We start from the raw sequence: 678 nt of genomic DNA, 5'->3' as shown, positions 1-678 counted from the left end.
GGTGATCGGCATGGCCACCGACGTGGCAGGCGGCGTGATCAGTGTGGTGCAGGCGGCGTTTACCTTGCGTGATGGTGTGCGCGAGAAAGACCCGGTGAAAATCGCCTCGGGCTCACTGTCGATGGCCGGTGGTGTCAGCAGCCTGGTGGGCGCGGCCGGCGGCGTGCTGGGCACGCTGGGGGTGACCGGGCGGATCATTCCGTTCCTGGGACCGGTGGGTTTCTTGATCTCCGGCGCGTTGTCGTTTGTCGGGGCGATCTTGAGCACGGTGCAGTCCCACAAGCTGCACAAGATCTCGATGCAGAACTGGGACCAGATCCAGGACTTCAAGCAGGACGGGCTGCTCAAGCCCAACGGGGATGAAGCATACGTGTGGTTGCAGACCTACCTCTCCGACTGGGGCCAGCGGGATGCGCCGCAGGACCAGAGCATTTTTGATTTCCGCAAGGAAGAGTGGGATGCGCGGTCGAGTATCCGCGGGGGCGACCATCGGCGGGACCACCCGGACTTTATCGGGGACGGGAATAACCGTAACTCAGAGGACTACAAGTACTCGCTGAAACCGTCGGAATGGACCAATGAGAACCACGACATTATCTGGCGGGTGGGGGATGGGTATGGGGGTGAGTACCATGATGTGGACAAGCCATAACTGAACTCCCTGACACCCGGCAGAAC

1 pseudogene is annotated in these 678 nt (G+C 61.4%); it reads left to right on the top strand.

The window, feature by feature from the left end:
• Nucleotides 1-652 (top strand): annotated as a pseudogene (locus HX786_RS30975) (hypothetical protein); the annotation flags it as partial.
• Between the last annotated feature and the right edge of the window lie 26 nt (nt 653-678).

Source organism: Pseudomonas sp. 21615526, assembly GCF_013386245.1.
GTDB lineage: Bacteria > Pseudomonadota > Gammaproteobacteria > Pseudomonadales > Pseudomonadaceae > Aquipseudomonas.
This window is presented reverse-complemented; position numbering and strand designations above follow the sequence as displayed.